General features: G+C 68.0%; 16 protein-coding genes, 3 tRNA genes and 1 pseudogene. 10 read left to right on the top strand and 10 right to left on the bottom strand.

Annotated features, from left to right (window positions below; translation table 11 throughout):
• Window positions 1–81 precede the first annotated feature (81 nt).
• From gyrB to AC5Y36_RS22685, 5 genes are all read left to right on the top strand, one after another.
• Window positions 82–2,112 (top strand): DNA topoisomerase (ATP-hydrolyzing) subunit B, encoded by a 2,031-nt coding sequence (gyrB, locus tag AC5Y36_RS22705; protein WP_500043221.1) that lies wholly within the window; start codon window positions 82–84, stop codon window positions 2,110–2,112.
• Window positions 2,113–2,156: 44 nt separating this feature from the next.
• Window positions 2,157–4,667, top strand: coding sequence for a DNA gyrase subunit A (gene gyrA / locus AC5Y36_RS22700; RefSeq protein WP_500043220.1), 2,511 nt, complete (start codon window positions 2,157–2,159; stop codon window positions 4,665–4,667).
• 27 nt (window positions 4,668–4,694) lie between these two features.
• A complete protein-coding gene (locus AC5Y36_RS22695; RefSeq protein ID WP_500043219.1) occupies window positions 4,695–5,435 on the top strand; it encodes a DUF3566 domain-containing protein in 741 nt (246 codons plus the stop codon).
• 60 nt (window positions 5,436–5,495) lie between these two features.
• Window positions 5,496–5,569, top strand: a tRNA-Ile gene (locus tag AC5Y36_RS22690).
• Between the two features lie 141 nt (window positions 5,570–5,710).
• A tRNA-Ala gene (locus tag AC5Y36_RS22685) sits at window positions 5,711–5,783 on the top strand.
• A 126-nt stretch (window positions 5,784–5,909) separates the two neighbouring features.
• Here the strand turns inward: AC5Y36_RS22685 and cwsA are convergent.
• Window positions 5,910–6,338, bottom strand: a complete 429-nt coding sequence (gene cwsA / locus AC5Y36_RS22680; RefSeq protein ID WP_500043218.1) for a cell wall synthesis protein CwsA — start codon at window positions 6,336–6,338, stop codon at window positions 5,910–5,912.
• A 108-nt stretch (window positions 6,339–6,446) separates the two neighbouring features.
• On the opposite strand from cwsA, the gene AC5Y36_RS22675 reads away from it, so the two are divergent.
• The gene (locus AC5Y36_RS22675) at window positions 6,447–6,995 is read left to right on the top strand and encodes a peptidylprolyl isomerase (protein ID WP_500043240.1); all 549 of its coding nucleotides are present in this window, start codon (window positions 6,447–6,449) and stop codon (window positions 6,993–6,995) included.
• A gap of 59 nt (window positions 6,996–7,054) precedes the next feature.
• Here AC5Y36_RS22675 and AC5Y36_RS22670 read toward each other — a convergent pair whose 3' ends face one another.
• On the bottom strand, window positions 7,055–7,468 hold the full coding sequence (locus AC5Y36_RS22670) for a PH domain-containing protein (protein WP_500043217.1): 414 nt from the start codon (window positions 7,466–7,468) through the stop codon (window positions 7,055–7,057).
• A gap of 144 nt (window positions 7,469–7,612) precedes the next feature.
• A complete protein-coding gene (gene crgA / locus AC5Y36_RS22665; protein ID WP_500043216.1) occupies window positions 7,613–7,894 on the bottom strand; it encodes a cell division protein CrgA in 282 nt (93 codons plus the stop codon).
• A 78-nt stretch (window positions 7,895–7,972) separates the two neighbouring features.
• Between crgA and AC5Y36_RS22660 the strand changes: the two genes are divergently transcribed.
• Together AC5Y36_RS22660 and AC5Y36_RS22655 are read left to right on the top strand one after the other, a co-directional pair.
• The gene (locus tag AC5Y36_RS22660) at window positions 7,973–8,713 is read left to right on the top strand and encodes a DUF881 domain-containing protein (protein ID WP_500043215.1); all 741 of its coding nucleotides are present in this window, start codon (window positions 7,973–7,975) and stop codon (window positions 8,711–8,713) included.
• A 14-nt stretch (window positions 8,714–8,727) separates the two neighbouring features.
• Window positions 8,728–9,411, top strand: a complete 684-nt coding sequence (locus AC5Y36_RS22655) for an aminodeoxychorismate/anthranilate synthase component II (protein ID WP_500043214.1) — start codon at window positions 8,728–8,730, stop codon at window positions 9,409–9,411.
• On the opposite strand, the gene pknB is transcribed toward AC5Y36_RS22655, so the two are convergent.
• The 7 genes and pseudogenes from pknB to AC5Y36_RS22620 all read right to left on the bottom strand — a co-directional run bounded on the left by pknB (window position 9,389) and on the right by AC5Y36_RS22620 (window position 19,101).
• A complete protein-coding gene (gene pknB, locus AC5Y36_RS22650) occupies window positions 9,389–11,269 on the bottom strand; it encodes a Stk1 family PASTA domain-containing Ser/Thr kinase (protein ID WP_500043213.1) in 1,881 nt (626 codons plus the stop codon). The genes AC5Y36_RS22655 and pknB overlap by 23 nt on opposite strands.
• Window positions 11,269–12,435, bottom strand: a pseudogene (locus tag AC5Y36_RS22645) (protein kinase domain-containing protein); the annotation flags it as partial. The gene pknB and the pseudogene AC5Y36_RS22645, both read right to left, overlap by 1 nt.
• Window positions 12,432–13,907 (bottom strand): D,D-transpeptidase PbpA, encoded by a 1,476-nt coding sequence (gene pbpA / locus AC5Y36_RS22640; RefSeq protein WP_500043212.1) that lies wholly within the window; start codon window positions 13,905–13,907, stop codon window positions 12,432–12,434. The pseudogene AC5Y36_RS22645 and the gene pbpA, both read right to left, overlap by 4 nt.
• Window positions 13,904–15,349: an FtsW/RodA/SpoVE family cell cycle protein gene (locus AC5Y36_RS22635; RefSeq protein ID WP_500043211.1), complete on the bottom strand. Its 1,446-nt coding sequence runs from the start codon at window positions 15,347–15,349 to the stop codon at window positions 13,904–13,906. Before AC5Y36_RS22635 ends, pbpA begins: the two co-directional genes overlap by 4 nt.
• Complete coding sequence (locus AC5Y36_RS22630; protein ID WP_500043210.1) at window positions 15,346–16,833, bottom strand: PP2C family protein-serine/threonine phosphatase; 1,488 nt, start codon at window positions 16,831–16,833, stop codon at window positions 15,346–15,348. Before AC5Y36_RS22630 ends, AC5Y36_RS22635 begins: the two co-directional genes overlap by 4 nt.
• Complete coding sequence (locus AC5Y36_RS22625; protein WP_500043209.1) at window positions 16,830–17,297, bottom strand: FHA domain-containing protein FhaB/FipA; 468 nt, start codon at window positions 17,295–17,297, stop codon at window positions 16,830–16,832. The genes AC5Y36_RS22630 and AC5Y36_RS22625 overlap by 4 nt, the downstream gene beginning before the upstream one ends.
• A 127-nt stretch (window positions 17,298–17,424) precedes the next feature.
• The gene (locus AC5Y36_RS22620) at window positions 17,425–19,101 is read right to left on the bottom strand and encodes an FHA domain-containing protein (RefSeq protein ID WP_500043208.1); all 1,677 of its coding nucleotides are present in this window, start codon (window positions 19,099–19,101) and stop codon (window positions 17,425–17,427) included.
• A gap of 234 nt (window positions 19,102–19,335) precedes the next feature.
• Here AC5Y36_RS22620 and AC5Y36_RS22615 point away from each other — a divergent pair.
• Together AC5Y36_RS22615 and AC5Y36_RS22610 are read left to right on the top strand one after the other, a co-directional pair.
• Window positions 19,336–19,421: transfer RNA gene (locus AC5Y36_RS22615), tRNA-Leu, on the top strand.
• A 185-nt stretch (window positions 19,422–19,606) separates the two neighbouring features.
• Window positions 19,607–20,134 carry a MarR family winged helix-turn-helix transcriptional regulator gene (locus tag AC5Y36_RS22610; protein ID WP_500043207.1) on the top strand — a complete coding sequence of 176 codons (528 nt, stop codon included), beginning with the start codon at window positions 19,607–19,609 and terminating at the stop codon, window positions 20,132–20,134.
• Window positions 20,135–20,841 lie beyond the last annotated feature (707 nt).

The raw sequence follows: 20,841 nt of genomic DNA, 5'->3' as shown, positions 1-20,841 counted from the left end.
CATTACCGGTAGACTGACGGAGACGACTTGCTGCGGTGATTGGACCGCTCGCACGCGACCCCCAAGGAGAGCTTTCCGATCGTGGCTGCCTCGAAGAAGAAACCACAGCAAGAATACGGCGCACAGTCCATCACCATCCTCGAGGGGCTCGAGGCCGTCCGCAAACGCCCCGGCATGTATATCGGCTCCACCGGGGAGCGCGGTCTGCATCACCTGGTGTGGGAGGTCGTCGACAACGCCGTGGACGAGGCGATGGCCGGATATGCGACCACCGTGGACGTCAAACTGCTGGCCGACGGCGGTGTGCAGGTCCGCGACGACGGCCGCGGCATCCCGGTCGAGATGCACGCCTCCGGGATCCCCACCGTCGACGTCGTCATGACCCAGCTGCACGCCGGCGGCAAATTCGACTCGGACGCCTACGCCGTCTCCGGCGGACTGCACGGCGTCGGCGTCTCGGTGGTCAACGCGCTGTCCACTCGGCTGGAGGTGGAGATCTCCGTCAGCGGACACGAGTGGACCCAGTTCTACGACCGTTCGGTGCCCGGCACCCTCAAGCAGGGCGGGGCCACCCAGAAGACCGGAACTACGGTTCGATTCTGGGCCGACCCCGACATCTTCGAAACCACCACCTACGACTTCGAGACAGTCGCGCGGCGGCTGCAGGAGATGGCGTTCCTCAACAAGGGTCTGACCATCAACCTGACCGACGAACGCGTCAGCCAGGACGAGGTCGTCGACGAGGTCGTCAGCGACGTCGCCGAGGCACCCAAATCCGCTGAGGAGCAGGCCGCCGAATCCGTTGCGCCGCATAAGGTCAAGCACCGGACGTTCCACTATCCGGGCGGGCTGGTCGACTACGTCAAGCACATCAACCGGACCAAGAACGCCATCCACAGCAGCATCGTCGACTTCTCCGGTAAGGGCACCGGCCATGAGGTCGAGATCGCCATGCAGTGGAACGCCGGTTACTCCGAATCGGTGCACACCTTCGCCAACACCATCAACACCCACGAAGGCGGCACCCATGAGGAGGGCTTCCGTGCGGCGTTGACGACCGTGGTCAACAAGTACGCAAAAGACAAGAAACTGCTCAAGGACAAAGACCCCAACCTGACCGGCGACGACATCCGCGAGGGCCTGGCGGCGGTCATCTCGGTGAAGGTCAGCGAGCCGCAATTCGAGGGTCAGACCAAGACCAAGCTCGGTAATACCGAGGTCAAATCCTTTGTGCAGAAGGTCTGCAACGAGCAGCTGGCGCACTGGTTCGAAGCCAACCCCGCCGACGCCAAGACCGTCGTGAACAAGGCGGTCTCCTCCGCGCAGGCCCGCATCGCCGCACGCAAGGCGCGAGAGTTGGTGCGCCGCAAGAGCGCGACCGATCTGGGCGGGCTGCCCGGCAAGCTGGCCGACTGCCGTTCCACCGACCCGAGCCGCTCGGAGTTGTATGTGGTGGAGGGTGATTCGGCCGGGGGTTCGGCGAAGAGCGGCCGTGACTCGATGTTCCAGGCGATCCTGCCGCTGCGCGGCAAGATCATCAACGTCGAGAAGGCTCGCATCGACCGGGTGCTGAAGAACACCGAAGTCCAGGCCATCATCACCGCGCTGGGCACCGGAATCCATGACGAGTTCGATATTTCCAAGCTGCGGTATCACAAGATCGTGCTGATGGCCGACGCCGACGTTGACGGCCAGCATATTTCGACGCTGCTGCTGACGTTGCTGTTCCGGTTCATGCGGCCGCTGATCGAGCACGGGCACGTGTTCCTGGCGCAGCCGCCGCTGTACAAGTTGAAGTGGCAGCGCGGGACCGACCCCGAATTCGCCTATTCCGACCGGGAACGCGACGGTCTGCTGGAGGCGGGCAAGGCCGCCGGCAAGAAGATCAACATGGACGACGGCATCCAGCGCTACAAAGGTCTGGGCGAGATGGACGCCAAGGAGCTGTGGGAAACCACGATGGACCCGTCGGTTCGGGTCCTGCGGCAGGTCACCCTCGACGACGCGGCCGCCGCCGATGAGCTGTTCTCCATCCTGATGGGCGAGGACGTCGAGGCTCGGCGCAGCTTTATCACCCGTAACGCCAAGGACGTTCGCTTCCTGGACGTTTAGCGATTGCGCACTGACGAACTGACGTAGAGACGAACGAGGAGCAGATGACCGACACCACGCTGCCGCCCGGCGACGACTCTGTCGACCGGATCGAGCCGGTAGACATCCAGCAGGAGATGCAGCGCAGCTACATCGACTACGCGATGAGCGTGATCGTGGGCCGCGCGCTACCGGAGGTGCGCGACGGCCTCAAGCCGGTACACCGCCGGGTGCTCTACGCGATGTTCGATTCCGGGTTCCGGCCCGACCGCAGCCACGCCAAGTCGGCCCGTTCGGTGGCCGAGACCATGGGTAACTACCACCCGCACGGCGATGCGTCGATCTACGACACCCTGGTCCGGATGGCGCAGCCGTGGTCGCTGCGTTACCCGCTGGTCGACGGCCAGGGCAACTTCGGTTCACCGGGCAACGACCCGGCGGCCGCGATGCGGTACACCGAGGCGCGGCTGACGCCGCTGGCGATGGAGATGCTGCGCGAAATCGACGAAGAGACAGTCGATTTCACACCGAACTATGACGGCCGGGTGCAAGAGCCGACGGTGCTGCCGAGCCGGTTCCCGAACCTGCTGGCCAACGGTTCGGGCGGCATCGCGGTCGGCATGGCGACCAACATCCCGCCGCACAACCTGCGTGAGCTCGCCGAAGCGGTGTTCTGGTGCCTGGAGAACTTCGACGCCGACGAAGAAGCGACGCTGGCCGCGGTGATGGAAAGGGTCAAGGGCCCCGACTTCCCCACCTCCGGTCTGATCGTCGGCTCGCAGGGTATCCACGACGCCTACACCACCGGCCGCGGCTCGGTCCGGATGCGCGGCGTCGTCGAGATCGAGGAGGACTCGCGGGGACGCACCTCGTTGGTCATCACCGAGTTGCCGTATCAGGTCAACCACGACAACTTCATCACCTCGATCGCCGAGCAGGTCCGCGACGGCAAGCTGGCCGGCATCTCCAATGTCGAAGACCAGAGCAGTGATCGGGTCGGGCTGCGCATCGTCGTCGACATCAAGCGCGACGCCGTGGCCAAGGTGGTGCTGAACAACCTCTACAAGCACACCCAGCTGCAGACCAGCTTCGGCGCCAACATGCTGTCGATCGTCGACGGGGTGCCGCGCACGCTGCGCCTGGACCAGATGATCCGGCACTACGTCGATCACCAACTCGACGTGATCGTGCGGCGCACCACCTACCGGCTGCGAAAAGCCAACGAGCGGGCCCACATTCTGCGCGGTCTGGTCAAGGCACTCGACGCGCTGGACGAGGTCATCGCATTGATCCGGGCGTCGGCGACCGTCGACGTCGCCCGGCAAGGCCTGATCGAGCTACTGGATATCGACGAAATTCAGGCGCAAGCGATTCTGGACATGCAGCTGCGCCGGCTGGCGGCACTGGAACGTCAGAAGATCATCGACGACCTGGCCAAGATCGAAGCCGAAATCGCTGATCTGGAAGACATTCTGGCCAAGCCGGAGCGGCAACGGGCCATCGTCCGCGACGAGCTGGCAGAGATCGTCGAGAAGCACGGCGACGACCGGCGCACCCGGATCATCGCCGCCGACGGCGACGTCAGCGACGAAGATCTGATCGCTCGCGAAGACGTCGTCGTGACGATCACCGAAACCGGCTACGCCAAACGCACCAAGACCGACCTGTACCGCAGTCAGAAGCGCGGAGGCAAGGGTGTGCAGGGCGCAGGGCTCAAGCAGGACGACATCGTCGCGCACTTCTTCGTCTGCTCGACCCACGACTGGATCCTGTTCTTCACCACCCAGGGGCGGGTGTACCGGGCCAAGGCCTACGACCTGCCGGAGGCACAGCGGACCGCGCGCGGTCAGCACGTCGCCAACCTGCTCGCCTTCCAGCCCGAGGAGCGGATCGCCCAGGTCATCCAGATCAAGAGCTACGAGGATGCGCCGTATCTGGTGCTGGCCACCCGCAACGGGCTGGTGAAGAAGTCCAAGCTGACCGACTTCGACTCCAACCGGTCCGGCGGCATCGTGGCGATCAACCTGCGCGACGGCGACGAACTGGTCGGTGCCGTGCTGTGCTCGGCGGAAGAGGACCTGCTGCTGGTGTCGGCCAACGGGCAGTCGATCCGGTTCTCGGCGACCGATGAGGCGCTGCGGCCGATGGGCCGCGCCACCTCCGGGGTGCAGGGGATGCGGTTCAACGCCGAGGACCGGCTGCTGTCGCTCAACGTGGTCCGGGAAGGCACCTATCTGCTGGTCGCGACGTCCGGTGGGTACGCCAAGCGGACCGCGATCGAGGAGTACACGGTGCAGGGCCGCGGCGGCAAGGGCATCCTGACCATCCAGTACGACAACCGGCGCGGCAGCCTGGTCGGGGCGCTCATCGTCGACGACGACAGCGAGCTCTACGCCATCACCTCCGGCGGCGGCGTGATCCGCACGGCGGCGCGCCAGGTGCGCAAGGCCGGACGCCAGACCAAGGGGGTGCGGTTGATGAACCTGGGCGAGGGCGACACACTGATAGCCATCGCGCGCAACGCCGAGGAAAGCGGAGACGCCGACGAGGTGGACGCCGCATCGGATGAGGCGTGACGCTGAGCAGGTAGTGAGGAGCCCTGGGTGACTACACCGAACGAGCCGGGCGACGGCGTCGGCAACGGGAAGGCGTCGGGCGGGACCGGCGCCACCCCGCGGCCCAAGCCCCGCACCGGCACCGGCGAGGCGGCGACCTGGCACGGCGGCACTCCCCCGCCACGGCAGGCGCCGGCGCGCCCCAGCGGTTCCGAGGCCCGGACCAGCAGGATCATCTCCGGAACGGCCGCGCCCGGCGCCAAGGAGGCCGCCGCCAAGGCAGAGGCCGAGGCAGCGCAGCAGAGCGACGCCTACGCCAGCGAGCTGCCGGACCTGTCCGGCCCGTCACGCCGTTCGGCACGCACCGCCGCCGCGGAGACCAAGACCGCTCCCCCCGCCCGGCGCACCCAGGTCAGCAGCCGGTCGCGGGGCCCGGTGCGGGCCAGCATGCAGATCCGCCGGATCGACCCGTGGAGCACGCTGAAGGTGTCGCTGATCTTGTCGGTGGCGCTGTTCTTCGTCTGGATGATCGCGGTGGCGTTCCTCTACGTGGTGCTGGGCAGCATGGGCGTGTGGAGCAAGCTCAACAGCAACGTCGGTGACCTGCTGAACAACGCCAGCGGCGGCGCCGAGCTGGTGTCCACCAGCTCCATCTTCGGCGGGGCGATCCTGATCGGGCTGGTGAACATCGTGGTGCTGACCGCGATGGCCACCGTCGGCGCCCTGATCTACAACCTGACCACCGACCTGATCGGTGGTGTGGAAGTGACGTTGGCCGACCGCGACTGAGCGCGTTTGGGTCGCTGAGGCCCGGTGCGGTAATCTCGTCGCTCGGTCGTATGTATGTGCGGGCCTATAGCTCAGGCGGTTAGAGCGCTTCGCTGATAACGAAGAGGTCGGAGGTTCGAGTCCTCCTAGGCCCACAATGCCGGCGGTGTCGGCAGCCCGGATCGGGTGGGGGTGCTGGTGAAGCGACTGGCGGTGCTGGTGACGCTGGTCGCGATCGCCGTCGCGATCGCACGATCGAGGGGCCGGGTCGAGGTTTGGCACACGGCAGCGGACTCGGGGCCTTAGCTCAGTTGGTAGAGCACCGCCTTTGCAAGGCGGGTGTCAGGGGTTCGATTCCCCTAGGCTCCACAAATGTGATGAGCGCGGTATCCGGGCTCTTGACTGAAAACGACCGCCCAGCTGACACACGGCCCCGGAATCCGGGGGGTTGCGCCGCTGGGCGGTCGTTTTCAGCCGGTACCCCGGGTAGCAGCCCTACGGCTGGGGATGGATATCCACACTGGGCGGCAGCGGCGAGGGCTCCTGTGCCCGTTTGGTGCGGCGGATGACCGAGAACGCCACCGCCCCGGTGGCGAGCACCCCGACGGCGACGCTGGCGATCAGCAGGGGCCGCCGGCTGCGGCCCTGTGAGCGGCGGGCCTCCTGCATCGCCTGCGGCAGCCCGGCGACGACTTCCTGGGCGGCGGCGAACTCGGCGGCCAGAGCGTCCGGGGCGGCCGCGAGCTCACGGGCCAGCCGGCTTTCCCGGTAGCGGCGGCGCACGCCGGCCGCACCGGCGGACGCGGTATGGGCGCCCAGCCCGAGCACACCGCGCGTGACGTCCACCGGCCCGACCGCGGTGTAGGTCAAGCCACGGGTCAGTCGTTCCCGCGGTGTCAACCGGGACTCCGTCTTCTGCCTCATCTCCGCCCTTCCTGCCGATCTGCGCCTGTGTGCCCAGCCTGCCATCTCCACGATCATCGTGCGGCAAGAGTGACGATCGGGTGCCCGCGCTCCCCCACCGCCGACCGGATGGCAGACTGTCATCCCGTGACCACGAGCCCCATTCAGACCGCCACCGCCACCCTGCACACCAACCGCGGCGACATCAAGATCGCGCTGTTCGGCAACCACGCCCCCAAGACCGTCGGCAACTTCGTCGGCTTGGCGCAGGGCACCAAGGACTATTCGACCGCCAACGCCTCCGGCGGCTCCTCGGGCCCGTTCTACGACGGCGCCGTGTTCCACCGCGTGATCAACGGCTTCATGATCCAGGGCGGCGACCCGACCGGCACCGGTCGCGGCGGCCCGGGCTACAAGTTCGCCGACGAGTTCCACCCGGAGCTGGTATTCGACAAGCCCTACCTGCTGGCCATGGCCAACGCCGGCCCCGGCACCAACGGGTCGCAGTTCTTCATCACGGTCGGCCCGACGCCGCACCTCAACCGCAAGCACACCATCTTCGGCGAGGTCGTCGACCCGGCCTCGCAGCAGGTTGTGGACGCCATCGCGACCACCGCCACCGATGGCGCCGACCGGCCCACCGACCCGGTGGTGATCGAGTCCATCACCATCGCCTGACCCTAGACACCCCGCGAGCAGACGCGAAAGTGCCCTAAACCGCTGGTTTTAGGGCACTTTCACGTCTGCTCGCGCCACAGGGTGAGCGCGTCGAGCACGTCCACCGGATCGGTCCCTAGATCCCAGCGGGACAGGATGATCAACCGGTCGTCGGTCGTCTCGATCTCCAGCAGCCGCATGGTGCGCCCGATCCGGCGGAACTCGGTGATCCGAATCCGGGCGATGTCGGCCCGTCCCAGCACCTGATCCCGCAGCCAGCCGCGGATCGCCAAACCGTCCTCGGTGATTGCCAGCTTGGGCCGCGCGCGCCACGAGACGGCGGCGAACACCAGCAAACCAAACCCGGCCAGGCCACCCAAGAAGCGACCGGGCGGGTCTGTGACCAGCATCACAGCGGCTCCGGCCACCGCCAGACCCACCACAGCGCAAACAAAAATGCCGCTGGAACGGGGCGCCCACTGTGTTTGCTGCATTGAATTCTTAGCCGCTCTACCTTCACCGATGGAGTTATCCACAGGCGCTATCAACAATGGGGATGAATCACACGCGTGTGATTGTGCAACTGCTTGGTTGGCCGCTTGGCCGGACGACCGACATCCACCAACACCGCAGTCGGCTCAGCGCCAGCGCATTGTCAGCAGCAGACCCGAGATCATGAAGGCAAACGCGATGGCGTAGTTCCAGGGACCGAGCTCGGCCATCCAGGTCAGCGCGGCGGGAGCATCCAGACCGGTGGCCGCCAACTGGTAGACCATCAGCCACAGCAGCCCGATCAGCATCAGGCCGCAGAAGAATGCCACAAACCAGACGCTGGACGGACCGGCCTTCACTTTGACCGGTGTCCGGCTCACCTGGCTGGGGGTGAAACTGGACTTCTTGCGTACCTTGGACTTGGGCATCGATACCTCAGGACAGTGCGGGCATAGTTCGGATACGAGGTTAACCCAGCACGGTCCAGATCAGGGAATGGAGAGCCGGTGGACACGAGCGCGCGGCGTTGGCGCTACGGCGTCCCGGTGGTGTGCCTGCTGGCCGGACTGCTGCTCGGCGCCACCCACGGGGTCTCCGGGGGCTCGGAGATCCGGCGCAGCGACGCGCCGCGGCTGGTCGACCTGGTCCGCGAGACCCAGACCGCCGTGGACACCCTCATTGTCGAGCGCAACGCGTTGGCCGGCGGCGTGGACTCCACCCACGGCCGCGGCGGCAGCACCGCCCTGGCGGCGATGCAGAGCCGCACCGCGGAGCTGGCCGCCGACGCCGGGCTGACTCCGGTGCACGGGCCCGGCCTGGTGATCAGCCTGACCGACGCGCAGCGCGACGCCAACGGCCGCTTCCCCCGCGACGCCTCCCCCGACGACCTGGTGGTCCACCAGCAGGACATCCAGGCGGTACTCAACGCGGTGTGGAGCGCGGGTGCGGAGGCCGTCCAGATGCAGGATCAGCGGATCATCGCCACGTCGGCGCCCCGCTGCATCGGGAACACGCTGCTGCTCAACGGCCGCACCTACAGCCCGCCCTACGTCATCACCGCGATCGGCGACGCGACGGCGATGCAGGACGCCCTGGAGAACGCCCCGCTGCTCACCCTCTACAAGCAGTACGTGGTGCGCTTCGGGCTCGGCTACACCGAGGAGGTCTCCCCCGACGTGCAGGTCGCCGGGTCCCCGGTGGCAGCGCGCATGCAGTTCGCCGTGCCCGCGGGACCTCTCCCGTACTGAGCTAGCCTGTGACGATGCAGGTCTTGGTCGTCGACAACTACGACAGCTTCGTGTTCAACCTGGTGCAATACCTGGGGCAACTCGGTGTCGAGGCGACGGTGTGGCGCAACGACGACGCGCGGCTGGCCGACCCGGCCGCGGCCGTCGCCGAATTCGACGGGGTCCTGCTGAGCCCGGGTCCGGGCACACCCGAACGTGCCGGCGCCTCGATCGGCGTGGTCCGGGCCTGCGCGGCGTCGGGCACCCCGCTGCTTGGGGTCTGCCTGGGACACCAGGCGATCGGGGTGGCGTTCGGTGCCGTGGTGGACCGCGCGCCCGAACTGCTGCACGGCAAAACCAGCACCGTGTTCCACACGGATAAGGGTGTGCTGCAAGGACTTCCGGATCCCTTCACGGCGACCCGCTATCACTCGCTGACCATCATGCCGGACACGTTGCCCGACGTGCTGGAGGTCACCGCCCGCACCAGCGGCGGCGTGATCATGGCTGTGCGGCACCAGACGTCGCCGATCCACGGCGTGCAGTTCCATCCCGAATCCATCCTGACCGAGGGTGGACACCGGATGTTGGCGAACTGGCTGGCCGACTGCGGGCAGCCACGCGACGAGACGCTGGTGAAAAAGCTCGAGGACGAGGTGGCCGGGGCGGTGCGCCGGGCGACCCAGGCGCCGGTGGCTACTGACCGAACGTCAGCGTGACGTTGGCGTTGAGGTTGGTGCCCTCCCCCGCCGACGGGCTCTGCGCGACCACCTTGTTGTGATTGGACCCGCCGGCATCCACATCGGCTCCCTTGTCGAGCTGACCGGTCCAGCCCAACGCGCGTAGCCGCGGTTCCGCGTCGGTCCAGAACATGCCGCGCACGTCGGGCATGACGAACTGGTTGCCCTTGGACACCTGCAGTTCGATCACGGTGTCCACCGACTGGGTCTCCCCCGCGGCCGGCATCGTTCCAAGCACGGTGCCGGCGGGCCGCGGACTGTCCACCGACACCTGATTGATCTTGGTAAACCCGTTGAGCGTCAGGGTTTTCTGGGCTTCCTCGGGGGACTGGTTGGCGACGTCGGGAACCGGTTTGGTGGCCGGGCCGGTGCCGACGATCACGGTGATCTCGTTGGTGACCGCCGAGGTCTGATTCGCCGGCGGGTAGGTGCCGACCACGCGGTCCTTGAGCTCCGGCGTCGACGGCGACGGCTGCTGCTTGAAGCGTTCGAAGCCGGCCTGTTTGAGCTTCTTGAGCGCCGCCGAGTAACTCAGCGAGGCCACGTCGGGAATCTGGCGCTGCTCGGGGCCGACCGACACGTTGACGGTGATGGTGTCGCCGGCGTGCATCGAGGTGTCGGCCGGCGGGTCGGTGTCGATGACGTGGTCGGGCGCGACGACGGAGTCGACCTTGGTCTGGGTGCGTGCCTCGAAGCCGCGGTTCTGCAATTCGGCGACGGCATCGGCGGAGACCTTGCCGCGCACGTCGGGCACCTGCACCTTGTGGGTGATGCCGCCGTAGTTGTTGATCACCAGGGAGACCACGACGGTGACGACCGCCAGCACCGCCACCGCGATCAGCCAGCGGCCCACCGAACCGCCCATCCGGTCGGAGGCGAAGTCCAGCTGCTGGCGGGGCAGCGGGTTGGTGCGGGTGCTGCCCAGCCCGGCCGGATGCTCGGCCGCCATCAGCACGTCGCGCTCGGCCTCGGTGAGCACCTTGGGCGCTTCGGGCGCCTCGCCGTTGTGCACCCGCACCAGGTCGTTGCGCATCTCGGCGGCGGTCTGATACCGGTTCTCCGGGTTCTTCGCCAACGCCTTGAGCACGACCGCGTCCAGGTCTGCGGAGATGCCGGGGTGGCGTTGCGACGGCGGGACCGGGTCCTCGCGGACGTGCTGGTAGGCCACCGCCACCGGCGTGTCACCGACGAAAGGTGGCTCACCGGTGAGCATTTCGTAAAGGACGCAGCCCAGCGAATAGACATCGGAGCGGGCGTCGACCGCTTCGCCGCGGGCCTGCTCGGGGGACAGGTACTGCGCGGTTCCGATCACCGCGGCGGTCTGGGTCACGCTGTTGCCGGAGTCGGCGAGCGCGCGGGCGATACCGAAGTCCATCACCTTGACCGCGTTGGCGGTGCTGATCATGATGTTGGCCGGTTTGACGTCGCGGTGGATGATGCCGTGCTGGTGGCTGAAGTTCAGCGCCTGGCAGGCGTCGGCGATCACCTCGATGGCGCGCTGGGGCGCCATCGGGCCGTCGCTGTGCACGATGTCGCGCAGGGTGTCCCCGTCGACGTACTCCATCACGATGTAGGGCAGCGGTCCGGCCGGGGTTTCGGCCTCGCCGGTGTCGTACACCGCCACGATCGCCGGGTGGTTCAGCGCGGCGGCGTTCTGGGCCTCGCGCCGGAACCGCAGATAGAAGCTGGGGTCGCGGGCCAGGTCGGCGCGCAGCACCTTGACCGCCACCTCGCGGTGCAGCCGGCTGTCGATCGCGTGGTGGACCTCGGACATCCCGCCGAAGCCGAGGATCTCGCCGAGCTCGTAGCGATCGGACAGCCGCTGCGGGGTCGTCATGGGGTGCCTGACGACGTCGTGACGGTGTCGGTGACCGTGTCGGTGACGGTGGCCGGATGGGCGGGGCCGTCGTCGCGGGAGTTCACCACGATCAGCACCGCGATGATGATCGCCAGCGCGCCCAGCACGCCCGCGGCCCACAGCAGGGCCCGCTGGCCGGCCGAGAAGCTGCTACGTGCCGGGGGAGGACGGTGGCTGCCCACCGCGGGCCGCCGGGTGGTGGCCGGTCGGGGCGCCAGATCGGCGGCCACCCGGGTCTGCGCGCCGGTCGAGGGGATCGCCGACGGGGTGGCCCGCCCGCCCGCGGCCGCCTGGTTGGGCCGCGGGGGCCGGCGACCGGCCCGCACCGCGGCCACGGCGTCGGCGAACGGGCCGCCACTGCGATAGCGCATGCCCGGGTTTTTGACCAGGGTGATCTCGATCAGCTCCCGCACGTTGGGCGGCAGGTCGGCCGGCAACGGGGGAGGAGGCTCCTTGATGTGCTTCATCGCCACCGTCAGCGCACCGTCGCCGGTGAACGGCCGCCGGCCCGACACCGCCTCGTAGCCGACGACGCCCAGCGAGTACACGTCACTGGCCGGGGTGGCGTCGTGGCCGAGCGCCTGCTCGGGGGCGATGTACTGGGCGGTGCCCATCACCATGCCGGTCTGGGTGACCGGGGCGGCGTCGACCGCCTTGGCGATGCCGAAGTCGGTGATCTTCACCTGCCCGGTGGGGGTGATCATGATGTTGCCGGGTTTGACGTCGCGGTGCACCAGGCCGGCGCTGTGCGCGACCTGCAGTGCCCGGCCGGTCTGTTCGAGCATGTCCAGGGCGTGCCGCAGGGACAGCCGACCGGTGCGCTTGAGCACCGAGTTCAGCGGTTCCCCGTTGACCAGCTCCATCACCAGGTAGGCGGTGGGGCCCTCGCCGTTCATGTCGGTTTCGCCGTAGTCGTGCACGCTGGCGATACCGGGGTGATTCAGCATCGCGGTGGTGCGGGCCTCGACCCGGAACCGTTCGATGAACTCGGCGTCGGTGGAGAACTCGCTCTTGAGCACCTTGACCGCGACGCGGCGACCCAGCCGGTTGTCGACGGCCTCCCACACCTGACCCATGCCGCCGGTGGCGATCAGGCGCTGCAGCCGGTATCGCCCGGACAGCGTCACACCTACTCGCGGGCTCATGGCTCCCCCTGCAGCGCGGCCGAGATCACGGCCCGTCCAATCGGCGCGGCCAGCGCACCGCCGGTCGCGGACAGCCGGTCACCGCCGTCCTCCACCACTACCGCGACAGCAACCCGCGGGGCCTGCGCCGGAGCGAAGGCGATGTACCACGCGTGTGGTGGCGTGTTGCGGGGATCGGTGCCGTGTTCTGCGGTACCCGTCTTGGACGCGATCTGCACGCCGGGGATCGTCCCTTCCTGCTGCGTAACCTTTTCGGCGCCGACCATCAATTGAGTCAGTTTAGCCGCGACCTGCGTTGACACCGCACGGCGCTGCTCGTGCGGCGTTGTGGTGGTGATATCGGCGAGGTCGGGGCCTTGCAGGCTGCTGATCAGATGGGGCTGCATGGCGACCCCGCCGTTGGCGATCGTAGCGGCGACCAACGCGTTCTGCAGCGGGGTGACCGCGACGTCCTTCTGGCCGATGCTGGACATCCCCAGCGCGGCCGCGTCGGGGATCGGGCCGACGGTGGACGTGGCGACCTGCAGCGGGATCGGGTCCGGGGAGCGGTCGAAGCCGAACGCCCGGGCGGTGTTGCGCAGGGCGTCGGTTCCGGTGTGCATCCCCAGCTCGACGAACGCGGTGTTGCAGGAATGTTCGAAGGCGACCTGCAGGGACACCGTCGAGCCGGGCCCGCACGCGGCGCCGCCGTAATTCTCCAGCGTGGCGGTGCTGTTCGGCAGCGCGATCTGTGCGGCGGCGGTCAGCGGCTCATCGATGCGTGCACCGGCCTCCAGGGCGGCGGCGGTGGTGATCACCTTGAACGTCGAGCCGGGCGGGTAGGTCTCGGCCACGGCGCGGTTGGTCAGCGGGGAGGCGGGGTCGTCGCGGAACTGCCGCCAGGCCCGGCCCTGTTCGTCGACGTCGTGCGAGGACAGCAGGTTGGTGTCATAGGACGGCGCGGAGATCAGCGCCAGCACCTTGCCGGTGGAGGGCTCCAACGCCACCACCGCGCCTCGGCACGGCCCGCTGCAGCCGCGCTGCAGCGCATCCCAGCCGGCCTGTTGGACGCGGGGGTCCAAGGTGGTCACCACGTTGCCGCCGCGCGGGTCGCGGCCGGTGAAGAAGTTGGCCAGCCGGCGCCCGAACAGCCGGTCGTCGGACCCGTTGAGCAGCGGGTCCTCGGCGCGCTCCAGGCCGCTGCTGGAGTAGCGCAGCGAATAGAAGCCGGTGACCGGGGCATACATCTCAGAATTGGGGTATACCCGCTGATAGCGCAGCCGATCGTTGGTCGCCACCGAATAGGCCAACAGCTGCCCGCTGGCGGTGATCTGACCACGCTGACGGGAGTACTCGTCGAGCAGGATCCGCTGGTTTCGGGGGTCGGCGCGCAGCCCGTCGGCGGTGAACACCTGCGTCAGGGTGGCGTTGACCAGCAGCAGCACGATCAGCGCCATGAGAGCCACCGCGATGCGGCGAAGCGTCGTGTTCATACCCGCTCGATCACCTGGGTGGTCGCCGACGCGATCGGGGCTGTGCGGTCCGGACCGGTGACCAGCGGGCGGCGCGCGTTGTTGGAGATGCGGATCACGATGGCCAGCAGGACGTAATTGGCGACCAGCGATGACCCGCCGTAGGACAGCCACGGGGTGGTCAGCCCGGTCAGCGGGATCAGCTTGGTCACACCACCGGCGACGATGAACAGCTGGATGCCCAGGGTGGATGCCAGGCCCGCCGCCAGCAGCTTGCCGAAGCTGTCGCGCACCGCGATCGCGGTCCGCAGACCGCGGATGATGACGATCGTGTAGAGCATCAGGATGCCGGCCAGGCCGACCAGGCCGAGTTCCTCGCCGAACGCGGCGATGATGAAGTCGGTGGCGGCCGCCGGCACGTTGCCGGGCTGCCCGTTGCCGAGCCCGGTGCCGAAAACGCCGCCGGTGGCGAAGCTGAACAAGGACTGGACCATCTGGTAGCCGCTGCCTTCGGGATCGGCGAACGGGTCCAGCCAGGTTTCCACGCGGATTCGGACGTGAGCGAAAAGCCGGTATGCCACAAGGCATCCCACGGCGAACAAGCCCAGGCCGATGAGCATCCAGCTGATCCGGCGGGTGGCGATGTAGACGATCACCAGAAACGACGCGTACAGCAGCAACGAGGTACCCAGATCGCGTTCGAGCACCATCACGCCCACCGAGATCACCCACGCCGCCAGCAGCGGGGCCAGGTCGCGAGCACGGGGGAGGGTCATGCCCAGCACGTGGCGGCCGGCGCTGGTGAACAGGCCGCGCTTGGCGACCAGCACGGCGGCGAAGAACACCAGCAGCAGGATCTTGGAGAACTCGGCGGGCTGAATGGAAAAGCCCGGCAGCTGGATCCAGATCTTGGCGTCGTTCTGTTTGACGAACGACGCGTCGCGCTGCTGGGAGAACGACGAGGGCAGCAGCGCGGGGATGGCCAGCAGCACCAGCCCGGCCAGCCCGCAGATGTAGCCGCGGCGGGCCAGCTGGCGGTGATCCTTCAAAAAGATCAGCACCAGGCCGAACCCGGCGACGGCCAGCAGCGTCCACAGCATCTGCTGGTAGGCGGCGGGGTGGTTGGTGTCACCGCCGACGTCGACGCCGAGGTCCAGGCGGTGGATCATCACCAGTCCCAGTCCGTTGAGCAGGGCGACCACCGGCAGCAGCAGCGGGTCGGCGTAGGGGGCGTAGCGCCGGATGACCAGGTGCGCGCAGCCGAACACCGCCAGATACGCGGCCGCGAAGCCGGCCAGGTCCCAGCGCAGCCCCTGCGCCTGATTTGCCTCCACGACGAGTAAAGCCACCGTGGTGATCCCGGTGGCGTAGCACAGCAATAGGAGTTCGGCGTTGCGCCGCGTCGGCAGCGGCGGCGTGACCGCGACCGGCGACTGGGGCTGGGTCGGAGTCTGCGTCGTCATGCCACCGTCCGGCGCTTCTTCCCCGGATGATGCGGTGCCGCCGGCTCGGCGCCCGGCGTCGACGACTGGGGAGCGCCGGTGGTGGTGTTCGGCGAAAACGGGTGCGCGGGGGTCTCTGCGCTGGGTTCTTCCGCGGGAGCCTCGGCGGGGGAGGTGGGCGTGCGGGAGGTGGTGCTGGTCGGCTTCTCGGTGGTGGTGGCCGGCGGCGTCGACCCGGCGCACTTGGGCAGCAGCGAATCGCGGGCCAGGTCGTTGAGGCGGGCCTTGGCGTTCTCGAGGGTGCCGACCGGCAGCCCGGCCTCCACCGACGCGCGCGCCGATTCGCACAGGTCGGTGAGCTTCATCGGCTGGCAGCCCAGATTGTCACCCGACTCGTTGGCGGGGATCGTCGAGACGTGGTGGGTCTTGGACAGGCAGGCCCACATGTACTGACGGTGCAGCGGCAGGCCCGGAAGTGAACCCTGCACCCCGCGCATGATGGACACGACGTTGTTGCGGGCGGCGACGTAGTAGTTGGCCTGGATCCACGTCCAGCCGATCCCGAGGCCGGCCACCAGGACCAGCAGCCCGACCACCGAGAGCAGGATGATGCGGCGCCGCGGACTGGGCGGGGGCGCGGCTACCTCGACCTGCGGGCGGGTGCTTTTGGCCGCCTCCTTGCGCGGCGTGATCGCGAACGCCCGGCCCGCCGCGGTGTTGGGCACCGTGCTGGAGTGACCGTCCTCGCCGGACACCGCCCCGGCCAGAATCGGCTGGGTCTGGACGTAGTCGTGGTCGACGACCTCGGCGACCACCACCGTCACGTTGTCGGGTCCGCCCCCGCGCAACGCCAGCTCGATCAGGCGGTCGGCGCTGGCGGTGACGTCGGGGATCCGCAGCGCTTCCTCGATGGTCTCGTCGCTGACCGGGTCGGACAGGCCGTCCGAGCACAGCAGGTAGCGGTCGCCGACCTGGGCTTCCCGCATGGTCAGCGTCGGCTCGACCTCGTGTCCGGTCAGCGCCCGCATGATCAGTGAGCGCTGCGGGTGGCTGTGCGCCTCTTCGCGGGTGATGCGGCCCTCGTCGACCAGGGTCTGAACGAAGGTGTCGTCCTTGGTGATCTGGGTGAGCTCGCCGTCGCGCAGCAGGTAGGCACGCGAGTCGCCGATGTGCGCGAGCCCCAGCCGATTGCCTTCGAACAGGATCGCGGTCAGCGTGGTGCCCATGCCCTCGAGCTCGGGCTCGGCCTCGATGTGCGCGGCGATGGCGGCGTTGCCCTCCCGGACCGCGGCGTCCAGCTTGGACAGCAGGTCGCCGCCGGGTTCGTCGTCGTCGAGGTGGGCCAGCGCCGCGATCGCCAGCTGGGAGGCGACCTCGCCGGCGGCGTGCCCACCCATGCCATCGGCCAGCGCCAGCAGCCGCGCCCCGGCGTACACGGAGTCTTCGTTGTTGCCGCGGACCAAGCCGACGTCGCTGCGCGCGACGTACCTCAGGCCCCGGCTCACGGCCGTAACTCGATTACGGTTTTGCCGATCCGGACCGGCGTTGCTAGCGGAACTCGTACAGCGGTAGTCACTTTCGCCCTGTCAAGGTAAGTGCCGTTGGTCGATCCTAGATCTTCCACATACCACTCGGAGCCCCGTTGGGAGAGCCGGGCGTGGCGCGTCGAAGCGTAGTCGTCGGTCAGCACGAGGGTGGAATCGTCGGCGCGGCCGATCAGCACCGGCTGCCCGCTCAAGGTGATCCGTGCGCCGGTCAGCGCTCCGTCGGTGACCACCAGGTTGCGTGCGGTAGTGCGGTGCGGACGCGACGGCAATAACGCTCCGCGCAACGACAGCCCGCGCCGCACCATGACCACACCGGTCGGTGCATAGATATCGGTACGCAGGATCCGCAGCACGGACCAGATGAACAGCCACAGCAGCGTCAAAAACCCGGCACGCGTCAGTTGCAGCACGAGTCCCTGCATCCCGCGCCTCCCTCCGTCCCTGGTGCAGTTGTGGTTCGGCCGCGTCACCGAGTACGTGGCTACGTCACGATACTTGGGCGGTGGTCGACGCGGGTGGAAGCGGGCGAGTTCGCCTTGAGCTGCGATGTCAGTGGACTCGGACGACGATCTCGGAATGACCCAGCCGGATCACGTCGCCGTCGGCCAACTGCCATTCCTGCACCGGTGCGTTGTTCACCGTGGTGCCGTTGGTGGAGTTCAGGTCGGACAGCAGCGCGACCTGCCCGTCCCACCGGATTTCCAGGTGACGGCGTGAAACCCCGGTGTCGGGAAGCCGGAACTGGGCGTCCTGTCCGCGGCCGACGACGTTGGTGCCTTCGCGCAGCTGATAGGTGCGGCCGCTGCCGTCGTCGAGTTGCAGGGTGACGTTGGTCGACGAGTAGGAGCCCTGCCCGTAGTCGCTGTAACCGGCCGGCTCGTTATAAGCGGCGGGCTCGTTGTAGCCGCCCATGGTGGGCGGGCCGCCGTAGCCGCTCTGCTGGCCGTAGTCGGTGGCCGGGGGCTGGCCGTAGCCGCCCATGGTGGGCGGGCCGCCGTAGCCGCTCTGCTGGCCGTAGTCGCTGGCCGGGGGCTGGCCGTAGCCACCGCTGGGCTGCCCGTAGTCGCCGGCGGGTGCCTGCGGGTAGCCGCCGCTGGGCTGGCCGTAGTCGCTGGCCGGAGGCTGACCGTAGTCGTAGCCGCTCGCGGGAGGCTGGCCGTAGCCGCCGCCGGCCTGGCCGCGGCTGTAGTCGGGCTGGGCGTAGTCCTGCTGGCTGTAGTCCGGCTGGCCGCCATAGGAGGCGCCGCCCTGGTCGTAGCCACCCTGGTCGTAGCCACCTTGACCGTAGCCGCCCTGGTCGTGACCGCCTTGATCGTAGCCGCCCTGGTCATGCCCGCCCTGGTCGTAGCCGCCGTGCTCCTGGTAGGAGCGCTGCTCGGGCTGGCCGTAGCCGGAGTCGTCGGGCCGCGCCGGGCCGCGGCCGTAGTCGCCGTAGCCCTGCTGGCCGCCGGTGGGCGGGCCGTAGCCGGCGGGTGGCTGGCCGTATCCCTGGTCGTAGCCTTGGCCGCCGCCGTAGCCGGCGGGCGGGCGCTGCTCATAGGACTGCTGCTGGTAGCCACCCTGATCGCCGTAGCCCTGGTCGGGCGGCGGGTAGCCCTGGCCGGGAGGAGGCGGGTAGCCGCCCTGCTGCGGAGGAGCCTGCTGGGGAGGGGGAGGGGGGTAAGCACCGCGCGGGTCGGGTCCGCCGCGCGGATCGTCCTGCTGCCGACCGTAACGGTCGTCGTAGTGCTCCTCGCCGGGCCGCCCCTGGCCTTGGCCGGTGTGGTAGCTCGGGTTGTCGGTCATCGGCGCTGCTCCTGTTTCTGCGTGAGACGCATGATGCTTCGTTTGTGCCGGGTTGACGTCGGGGTTGACCGTGCCGTGAACGCGGAACTGGCCGGTGTGCAGGTTCGCTGACGGCTCGAACCGGACGACCAACTCACCATAAGTTTGCCACCCTCGCTCACTGATGTATCCCGCCAAGTGCTCGTTAAACGTGCTGGCGGTGACGCCTCGGTCCGCGACCACTTTGCCGTAATCGTGCCCGCTGAGGGTAATAACGTATTCATTGGGTGCCAACAGGGTATTGCCTGGCAGCGAGCGCACTCCGTCGGCCGCTTCGCGGCGTAGCGCGGTCTGGAGTTCTTCGGGAACGGCCGAACCGCCGAAGACGCGGGCGAAGGCGTCGTCAACCGCGGTCTCGAGTTTGCGCTCGAGGCGTTCCACCAGCCCTTTGTGGCTGCCCATCTCACCGCCTGTCTCACCCACCGTTCTGGGTTCTCGCCTTGTCGGGTGGACAGCGTCTCCGCGTGTCGCACTACCCGTATCGCCACAGGAATGGTATCGGGACTGCGCAGCGGGGCGGCACCGTGCAAACTCTGAGAATCGGTCCGCGCAGGTCACGATTCGGCTGCGGTCGGAGGTGGTCAGCGACGGTTTGGGAGGCGCCGTCGCCACCTGATAGGCTCCAGCGGTCGTTCTGGGCGAGTGGCGGAATGGCAGACGCGCTGGCTTCAGGTGCCAGTGTCCTTCGGGACGTGGGGGTTCAAGTCCCCCTTCGCCCACCATGAACGGATCACCCCGGCCCCTGGCCGGGGTTTTCTGTTTTGGCGGCGGCCTCTTGGCGTGATTCCGCCGTCGACTGTGCGCTGAGGGCGGGATCTGCCGCCGAGATCGGGCCATGCCCGCACAGTGAATCTCTGCGTCGGGGATGCCGTTAGTCCCGGCAGCTACTGGCGGCGAATCCGACCGCGTGATCCGCGATGTCGTTTACCATTACGCCGTGCAGCGCCGTGACCACCGTCGGACGGGGAGCGACCTGCCGGGCCTGGATCTCGCCGAGCGGCAGTCGTGGCAACACTATTTGGATGCCGTGCTGCGGTTCGACGCGGCACTGAACCAGATGTTGACCGAGTCGCACCACCTGTCGGTGATCGACCTGCGGGTGCTGGACATCCTGGCCAAGTCCGCGGACGGATCCGCACGCATGGGTGACCTCGCCGGGGCATTGGCTGCGACACCGCGGCAGATGACGAAGCGGATCGACCGCCTCGCGGAGCGAGGCCTGGTGCGGCGCCGGCCGGATCCGCAGGACCGCCGCGGTGTCGTCGCCGTCATTACCGACGACGGCCGGGCGATGGTCGGCGAGGCGAGAGTAACGTACGCGCACGGCATTCAGACCCATCTGGTCGGATCGCTGTCGGCCCGCCAGGTCGGCACCATCGCGACGAACTGCTGGCGCATCAATGAAGCGCTGCAGGCCGTGGGCCCCGCGGACTGAGGCGCCGTCCCGGGCGCGACGGTGGTTGTCCGCGCTAGGTTGCTGACAGCGCGCCGCTGCGGCGAGCGACCCGGCTTCCTTCTTAACTGTGTCTCAGCCCCTGAATGTGTTTGCGATCGGAAACACCGAGGTCTCCCAACGTGCGCGTGCGGAGGTCCTATTACGCCCGATAGAACAGACGCATGTTAAGAACGCTCGTTTGCACAATTCGCTATCTCGACCGCGAACGCGGTCTCGCCGGGGCTGCGACGGGCGTTCGTGCGCGATTGCGCCGGCGAGTACGTTCACCGCGGTGAACCACGAGCTAAACGAAGCAGCCAGAGAAACCGGGGGCGGTGTGAACACGTTTCAGTATTACCCACCGGTAATTACCACTTGAAATAATCGGGCCTATTTCGCTGTTCGCGGACAGCGTGAAAGACAGGTCATGACCAGTGCGTCCTGGAACGGTGCGAGGTAGCTGTTGTCGTCGTATCGGAACGGATCACCGCGCAACGGGCCGTAATTCTCGACGCTCAGAGTCTCCTCAGCTAATTTCGTCGCTCAGCAGCGATACCAAACCACTCGCTTAGGAGACTGTCTTGCAACGCACCCTTCGTCCCTATGTCACTGCCGGGCTTGTTCTGGCCGGGAGTGGTTTGTTCGCGGTTACGCCGGTGGTGGTGCCGTTGGCTGAGCTTGTGTCCCCGGCTGTGCAGCTCACGGGT

It is taken from the genome of Mycobacterium sp. NGS50 (genome assembly GCF_059812545.1).
This window is presented reverse-complemented; position numbering and strand designations above follow the sequence as displayed.

Coding starts and splice junctions, on each gene's coding strand:
- gyrA (WP_500043220.1), top strand. CDS start 2,157: ATGACCGACACCACGCTGCCGCCCGGCGACGACTCTGTCGACCGGATC.
- cwsA (WP_500043218.1), bottom strand. CDS start 6,338: ATGAGGCAGAAGACGGAGTCCCGGTTGACACCGCGGGAACGACTGACC.
- AC5Y36_RS22675 (WP_500043240.1), top strand. CDS start 6,447: ATGGCAGACTGTCATCCCGTGACCACGAGCCCCATTCAGACCGCCACC.
- AC5Y36_RS22670 (WP_500043217.1), bottom strand. CDS start 7,468: ATGCAGCAAACACAGTGGGCGCCCCGTTCCAGCGGCATTTTTGTTTGC.
- crgA (WP_500043216.1), bottom strand. CDS start 7,894: ATGCCCAAGTCCAAGGTACGCAAGAAGTCCAGTTTCACCCCCAGCCAG.
- AC5Y36_RS22655 (WP_500043214.1), top strand. CDS start 8,728: ATGCAGGTCTTGGTCGTCGACAACTACGACAGCTTCGTGTTCAACCTG.
- pknB (WP_500043213.1), bottom strand. CDS start 11,269: ATGACGACCCCGCAGCGGCTGTCCGATCGCTACGAGCTCGGCGAGATC.
- pbpA (WP_500043212.1), bottom strand. CDS start 13,907: ATGAACACGACGCTTCGCCGCATCGCGGTGGCTCTCATGGCGCTGATC.
- AC5Y36_RS22635 (WP_500043211.1), bottom strand. CDS start 15,349: ATGACGACGCAGACTCCGACCCAGCCCCAGTCGCCGGTCGCGGTCACG.
- AC5Y36_RS22625 (WP_500043209.1), bottom strand. CDS start 17,297: ATGCAGGGACTCGTGCTGCAACTGACGCGTGCCGGGTTTTTGACGCTG.
- AC5Y36_RS22620 (WP_500043208.1), bottom strand. CDS start 19,101: ATGGGCAGCCACAAAGGGCTGGTGGAACGCCTCGAGCGCAAACTCGAG.